Genomic DNA, 306 nt, shown 5'->3' on the forward strand with positions numbered 1-306 from the left:
TTTTTGCGTTTTTGGTGCTCCTTAATCCTTTAAGATTTTTGGAAACCACCTTTTGTATTAACATTTTTGATTCCATGCTCCGCATTTTCTCTTGCCAAGCAGTAGTATCCTGTAGAAAATGCATTGGCTAAAAATTGCGTAAAGCCAGACTTAATGTCTTTTGCAGCATTGTTCAACTTGGTGGAAAACTTGAACGAATCAGAATAATCTTTCATATTCTTCTGGTTGAAGCCAATTTTATCATACTCTGACAAAGGAACGCTTCCTACATTATGCGCAACTATCTTATCATTCACGAGCTTGAGC

1 protein-coding gene is annotated in these 306 nt (G+C 36.6%); it reads right to left on the bottom strand.

From position 1 onward, the window contains the following. Positions 1–29: 29 nt before the first annotated feature. Positions 30–306: hypothetical protein (locus BZK24_RS08580; protein ID WP_143424416.1), on the bottom strand; the 277-nt coding region annotated here is incomplete at its 5' end.

Origin of the sequence: Helicobacter pylori, from assembly GCF_001998165.1 — a bacterium.
Lineage (GTDB): Bacteria > Campylobacterota > Campylobacteria > Campylobacterales > Helicobacteraceae > Helicobacter > Helicobacter pylori_DL.